A 6,474-nucleotide genomic window follows, 5' to 3' on the forward strand; every position below is an offset into this window, starting at 1 on the left:
AAGCGCGCAATCGTCAACAACGACTGTGGACAAATGGCAAATGCGCTTTGCACCAACGAGTCGAAGCGTGCATTTTAAAGAGATAGTCTGACGCGACTTCCCTACCTGAATCAGGGGTGCCGAAATCAGGGCGGCGGGAAGCAGACTCAAGGAGTATGGCAATGAGCATCAATATCGGTCCGCCCGCCGTCGAGGAGCTGCGCCCGCGCATCACTGTGATCGGCGTTGGTGGAGCCGGAGGCAACGCCATCGCCAACATGATCAACGCCGAGATCGAGGGTGTCGACTTCGTCGTCGCCAACACCGATGCGCAGGCGCTGAACAATTCGATCGCCAAGAACCGCATCCAGCTGGGGCTTGAGATCACCAAGGGTCTGGGCGCCGGCGCCCGTCCCGAGGTCGGTCGCGCCGCGGCGGAAGAAACCATCGCCGAGATCGAGCGCGCGCTCGAGGGCGTCCACATGTGCTTCATCGCCGCCGGCATGGGCGGCGGCACGGGCACGGGCGCGGCGCCGGTGATCGCCAAGGTGGCGCGCGACAAGGGCGTGCTGACCGTGGGCGTGGTGACCAAGCCCTTCCTGTTCGAGGGCACGCGCCGCATGCGCAGCGCCGATGCGGGCATCGAGGAGCTGCAGAAGCACGTCGATACGCTGATCGTCATCCCCAACCAGAACCTGTTCCTGATCGCCAAGGCTGAAACCACCTTCAAGGAAGCTTTCGAGCTGGCCGACGAGGTGCTTCAGCAGGGCGTGCGCTCGATCACCGATCTGATGGTGATGCCGGGCCTGATCAACCTCGACTTTGCCGACGTGCGTTCGGTGATGGCCGAGATGGGCAAGGCCATGATGGGCACGGGCGAGGGCAGCGGCGAACACCGTGCTCTGGAAGCCGCCGAACGCGCCATCGCCAACCCGCTGCTCGATGGCGTGTCGATGCAGGGCGCCAAGGGCGTCATCATCTCGATCATCGGCGGCGACGACATGAAGCTGCTGGAGGTCGACGAGGCCGCCAACCACATCCGCGAGCTGGTCGATCCCAACGCCAACATCATCTGGGGCAGCGCCTTCAACCCTGATCTGCAGGGCAAGATCCGCGTCTCGGTGGTCGCCACCGGCATCGAGCAGACCGCGCAGATGGCCGAGGAAGCCAGCCGCCCCTTCACGATGAACGCCGCGCGCGGGCCTGCCCGCCCGTCGATCGCCGTGCCGGGCGCGCCCATGGCTCAGCCGATCGTGCCGCCTGCCGGCCCGGCGCTGACCATTCCGCCCGCGCAGCCCGCGCCCCATGTGAACTTCGCCCCGGCCAGCTTCGCGCCCGAGCCGCCGCAGGCCCCGCAGCCGGTGTTCACGCCGCTGTCGGCCCCGCAGGTCGAGGAGCCGCTGGAGCTGGGTTCGGGTCTGGAAGCGCCCGGCAACCCCGACGAGCTGCTGCTCGATGCCAGCAGCCTGGCCGATTTCGACGGTCCGGCTCCGGCCCGTCGCCGCAATCTGCTCTCCGAGCATGAGCAGCAGGGCCATCAGCCCTATGCCCCGCTGGAGCCATCGCAGCGCTTCACGCCCGCGCCGGAGCAATCGGTGCGGCCTGCCGGTTCCTCGGGCGGCACGCTGTTTGAGCGGATGGCCAATCTGGCCGGCCGCCGTCACAGCGATGACGACGATCATGATGGCGGTGATGAGGGCGGGGCGATCAACATCCCGCGCTTCCTCGGTCGCCAGAACAACCAGTAAGCAACACTCGAGAGGCCGGGCTCCTTGCAGCCCGGCCCTACCTTCCATGGCAGGGATGAAAGCGCGATGAGCGGTGATCGCCAGGCACGGGCGCGGCAGGGGCTGGGCCTGATCGGGGCGGTTTCGCTCGGCTGCATGATGGGCGCGCTGGGCGCCGCTTCCGCCATGGCGCAGAGCCTGCCGGTGGTCTCGCATCCGGTGGTGCAGCCTTTGCCGACGGGCCACAGTCAGTCGCAGGTTCCCAGCAATGATCCGGCGCGGCAGCTCAGCAATGCGCTGGGGCGGATCGCCAACAACCCTTCCGATGCCGAGGCCTTGCTCGATGCGGGCAATGCGGCGACCGCGCTGGGCGATACGGCCTCGGCGGAAGGCTTCTATGCCCGCGCCGAAAAGCTGGCTCCCGGCAATCCCCATGCGCTGGCCGCGCTGGCGGTGTCCAAATTGCACGGCGAGGACCCGGTCGGGGCGATCCCCATGTTTGAGCAGGCCTCGCAGGGGATGGTGCTGAGCGGCGATCAGCTGGCTGATCGCGGCCTGTCCTACGATCTGGTGGGCGACAATGCCTCGGCCCAGCGCTTCTACCGTGAGGCGCTGGCCAATGGCGCCAATGATGAGACGGTGCGCCGCCTGGCGCTGAGTCAGGCCATTGCCGGTGACCGCAAATCGATGGAAACCACGCTGGCCCCGCTGCTTCAGAAGCAGGACCGGGCGGCCTGGCGCACCCGCGCCTTTGCCTTCGCCATTCTGGGCCGCGAGGATGAGGCGGAGGCCATCGCCCGCTCCACCATGCCGCCCGAACTGGCCAATGGCATGTCGCCCTATCTGCGCTTCATGCGCAGGCTGACCCCGGCGCAGCAGGCGGCGGCGGCCAATCTGGGCCGCTTCCCGCATGCCTCGCAGATCGGCAAGGATGATGCGAAGATCGCGGCCTATGCCTCGCAGCATGGCATCCGCCATCTGGCCGCTGCAGACGCGCCGCTGGCGCCTGCCGGAGCGCCGCTGGGAGCGACTGCCGCCGCCAAGCCCGCGTCGACGAAGCTGGCCGCCAACACCAGAAAGACCCGTGGCTGGAAGGGGGGCGCGCCGGTGGACGTTGCGCCTGCGCCCGCCGCCGCCAGCAATCCGCTGCCGCCCGAGCCCAATCCCTCGCGTGAAGTGTCGCCGCCGCCTGCTCTGGCCAGCGCCGCGCGTCGCCCGGCGCCGGTGGCCGGGCTTGCGCCTGCCCCCATGGCGAACAGGCCTGATGCCGAACTGCCGCCGATTGGTGGCGCCGCGCCTCAGCCGTCGGCGGCCTTGCCTGCCGCGACGCCTGCCCCGGCTCTGGCCATGGCGGGCGAGAAGCCGCATCAGGAAGCCAGCCGCTTCGATCTGGGCCGCCTGCCGCCTGCTGAAACCACCCCCGCTCCGGCGCCTGTCATGCCTGGTCCGGTGGCCTCCGTGCCGCCCGCACCGGGCGTGACCGCGCCGCCGCCGCCGCCGGTGACTTTTGTGGCCGCCGAGCCTGCTGCGCCGGCTCATATCAGGACTGCCGCCAAGGCTCCCGGCAAAACGCCGTCTCACAAGCCCAGCTTTGCCGAGGCTTTCTCCGAATGGGGCAGTCCCTCGGCGCGCAAGGAAGTGGGGCGCAAGGAGGCGGCTGAGGCGCCTGCTTCGGGCGCGGTCGATATTCGCAAGATCAAGGCGCCGCGCCCCGCGCCCAAGGCGCCGCCGCCACCCAAATATCCCAGCCGCGTCTGGGTGCAGGTGGGCGTGGGCCGCGATTTCAAGCGCATCGCTTATGACTGGCGCCAGATGAGCCGGGATTATGCCAAGATTCTCAAGGGCATGCCTGCCTGGACCGCCGATTGGGGGCGCACCAACCGCGTGCTGGTCGGCCCGTTTGACGATCAGGCCGATGCCAAGGCTTTCGAGGCCAAGCTGAAGAAGGCGGGCCGTGAAGGCGCGTTTATGTGGTTGTCGGATGAGGGCCAGGAGGTTGACCCGCTTTGAACGGCGCGGTTGGCCCGCTCTGAAACAATGCGCATCTTGTATCGTATTGTTTAAGGGGTTTGCCCTTATCCACAGCCTGTACACAGACTTGTGGTGTTATGCTCAGGCCAGATCGAGGCTTGGTTTTACAATCGGCTACGGGCCAAGCATCCATGGCAAAGAGGTGCTTAACCACCAGGATGCGGGTGAATGGTGACAAGAACTGTGCAGGATGACTTGCCTCGCCATGAGGATAGCGCGCCGGTAGAGATGCTGGCGGCGCTGTTCGAGGCGCGCGGCTGGACCTATGATTTCGTCAGCGATGACGAGATCACCGGCGAGGTGCAGGGCAGCTGGGCCACCTATCAGCTGCGCGGCATCTGGCGCAGTGAGGACAATGTCCTCCAGCTGCTGTGCCTGCCCGACATCCGCGTGCCCGATGACAAGAAACCCGCCATGTTCGAGGTGGTGTCGCTGATCAACGAGCAGCTGTGGCTGGGACATTTCGACGTGTGGTCGAACAATGCTGTGCTGCTCTACCGCCATGGGCTGATGCTGGGCGACGATGGGATGATCAGCCTGGGGCAGGCGCAGATGCTGGTGGAAGTGGCGGTGGAGGAATGCGACCGCTTCTATCCCGCCTTCCAGTTCATTCTCTGGGGCGACAAGAGCCCCGCCGACGCGCTGGCCAGCGCCCTCGTCGATGCTGCCGGAGAGGCCTGATTTCATGAGTTTTCCTGAAAAGATCCTGATCGTCGGCTGCGGCAATATGGGCGGCGCGATGCTGGCCGGCTGGCTGCGCGGCGGCGTGGCGGCGGATCGTTTCACCGTGGTCGATCCCAGGCTGGAAGCCGCGCCCGAGGGCGTGCGCCTGCTGCGCAGCCTGCCCGAGGGTGAGCGTTTCGATCTGATGCTGCTGGGCGTGAAGCCGCAGATGCTCGACGATGTGGCCGGGCAGTTGACGGCGCTGGCCGGGGCGGGGACGGTGGTGCTCTCCATTCTGGCGGGCGCCGAACTGGCCAGCCTGTCGGCGCGTTTCCCCGATGCCAAGGGCCTTGTGCGGGTGATGCCCAATCTGGCCGCCGCTCTGGGCAAGAGCCCGATGGGCGTGGCCGCTCAGGGCCTTTCCGGGGATGAGAAGGGGGCGATCACCGCCTTCCTCACGCATCTCGGCACGCCCGAATGGGTGGGCGAAGACCTGTTTCATGCCGTGACGGCGCTGGCCGGTTCCGGTCCGGCCTTCATCTATCGCATCATTGATGCGCTGGCCACGGCAGGGGTGGCGCTGGGTCTCGATCCCGATCAGGCGCAGCGTCTGGCCAAGTCGATGGTGCAGGGATCGGCCGATCTGGCGATGGCCTCGCCCTATGATCCGGGCGAGCTGGCGCGCCGCGTGGCCAGCCCCGGCGGCGTGACCCAGGCCGGGCTCGATGTGCTGGATGCCGATGGCGCGGTGCTGGCGCTGATGCAGGCGACGCTCAATGCCGCTGAAAAGCGCAGTCTGGAAATGGCTGAAGCCGCTCGGTAAAAGCGGGAACGCCTGGATATATTCAGCGTTTGTCCATGCATGGCGTGCCAGAAACATTTTGGCACAAAGATGTTCTGCCGGATTCGCTTGAAACCTTGCGTGATCGGCATGATATTAAGGAGTGCCGGTCGGACGATGTCGTTCCGACCGTCTTGAGGAGTTTTGGACAATGGCCATCTGGAATGACCCCCAGCCCTCGCAGACGGGCTTTGGCGCGTCTTCGAGGATGAATGCCGGGTTTTCGGCGCGCTCGCAGACGCTCGACGTCGGCCTGCGCAAGCATATGCTCTCGATCTACAATTACATGACCTCGGCGGTGATCCTGTCGGGTGTCGTCGCGCTGGTGCTCTCGCAGCTGGTGATGTCGGGCAATGCCGCCGCCATCAGCCTGCTCACCTCGCCGCTGCGCTATGTCATCATGCTGGCCCCGCTGGGCTTCGTGCTGGCGATGAACTTCGGCCTGGGCCGCATGCAGACCTCGACGCTGAAAATGCTCTTCTGGGGTTTCGCCTTCGCGATGGGCCTGTCGCTGTCGTCGATCCTGCTGGTCTACACCGGCACCTCGGTGGCGCTGACCTTCTTCGCCACGGCGGGCGCTTTCGCGGGCCTCAGCCTGGTGGGTTACACCACCAAGAAGGATCTCTCGGGCTTCGGCAGCTTCCTGATCATGGGTCTGTTCGGCCTGATCATCGCCTCGCTGGTGGGCATGTTCTTCCACGTTCCGGGTCTGGCCATGGTCATCTCGGTGCTGGGCGTGCTGATCTTCGCGGGGCTGACCGCCTATGACACGCAGCGCCTGAAGAGCATGTATGTGCAGGTTGCCGGCACCCCCTATGAGGAAAAGATCGCGGTGATGGGCGCGCTGACGCTCTACCTCGATTTCATCAACATGTTCCAGTTCCTGCTCAGCTTCATGGGCGACCGCCGTTAACCTCTGGCGTTAATCCGGCGCGGAATGGATAGGCCGGGTCGTCGCAAAAACGACTCGGTCAGCCGAAAAGTGACATGCCCCGGGCGCGAAAGCGTTCCGGGGCATTTTCATGCGGATCACCTTGGGCTACGAGGCGTTCCTGCGATGGGGGCTGGCCCCCAACACACAAGGGGGAAGACCCCCATTTTTGCGGCGTTCAAGGATTGAAAGGCTTCGGCATGGCGCGTTGGTTGCGTAAAGGTTTGGTTATTGCGGGTCTGTCGTTGCTCGCTGCTTGCGCTTCGCCGCCGCCCCCGGCGCCCCCTCCGCCGCCGCCCCCG

The 6,474-nt window shown here is 66.1% G+C and carries 5 protein-coding genes; all 5 read left to right on the plus strand.

The genetic code is table 11. The features are described 5' to 3' along the window. Positions 1–161: 161 nt before the first annotated feature. The 5 genes from ftsZ to SR3_RS25640 all read left to right on the plus strand — a co-directional run bounded on the left by ftsZ (position 162) and on the right by SR3_RS25640 (position 6,154). Entirely contained in the window at positions 162–1,727 is a 1,566-nt protein-coding gene (gene ftsZ, locus SR3_RS25620) for a cell division protein FtsZ (RefSeq protein WP_068092592.1), read from the plus strand. A gap of 66 nt (positions 1,728–1,793) precedes the next feature. After that, positions 1,794–3,716: an SPOR domain-containing protein gene (locus SR3_RS25625; protein ID WP_068092594.1), complete on the plus strand. Its 1,923-nt coding sequence runs from the start codon at positions 1,794–1,796 to the stop codon at positions 3,714–3,716. Positions 3,717–3,905: 189 nt separating this feature from the next. Then, positions 3,906–4,418 (plus strand): type III secretion system chaperone family protein, encoded by a 513-nt coding sequence (locus tag SR3_RS25630; protein WP_068092598.1) that lies wholly within the window; start codon positions 3,906–3,908, stop codon positions 4,416–4,418. Between the two features lie 4 nt (positions 4,419–4,422). Then, on the plus strand, positions 4,423–5,223 hold the full coding sequence (proC, locus tag SR3_RS25635; protein ID WP_068092625.1) for a pyrroline-5-carboxylate reductase: 801 nt from the start codon (positions 4,423–4,425) through the stop codon (positions 5,221–5,223). A 169-nt stretch (positions 5,224–5,392) separates the two neighbouring features. After that, positions 5,393–6,154 carry a Bax inhibitor-1/YccA family protein gene (locus SR3_RS25640; RefSeq protein WP_068092602.1) on the plus strand — a complete coding sequence of 254 codons (762 nt, stop codon included), beginning with the start codon at positions 5,393–5,395 and terminating at the stop codon, positions 6,152–6,154. Positions 6,155–6,474 lie beyond the last annotated feature (320 nt).

Source organism: Novosphingobium rosa NBRC 15208, assembly GCF_001598555.1.
GTDB lineage: Bacteria > Pseudomonadota > Alphaproteobacteria > Sphingomonadales > Sphingomonadaceae > Novosphingobium > Novosphingobium rosa.

Excerpts from the sequence above, each read along its gene's own strand:
- ftsZ (WP_068092592.1), top strand. The coding sequence starts at position 162 with ATGAGCATCAATATCGGTCCGCCCGCCGTCGAGGAGCTGCGCCCGCGC.
- SR3_RS25625 (WP_068092594.1), top strand. The coding sequence starts at position 1,794 with ATGAGCGGTGATCGCCAGGCACGGGCGCGGCAGGGGCTGGGCCTGATC.
- SR3_RS25630 (WP_068092598.1), top strand. The coding sequence starts at position 3,906 with ATGGTGACAAGAACTGTGCAGGATGACTTGCCTCGCCATGAGGATAGC.
- proC (WP_068092625.1), top strand. The coding sequence starts at position 4,423 with ATGAGTTTTCCTGAAAAGATCCTGATCGTCGGCTGCGGCAATATGGGC.
- SR3_RS25640 (WP_068092602.1), top strand. The coding sequence starts at position 5,393 with ATGGCCATCTGGAATGACCCCCAGCCCTCGCAGACGGGCTTTGGCGCG.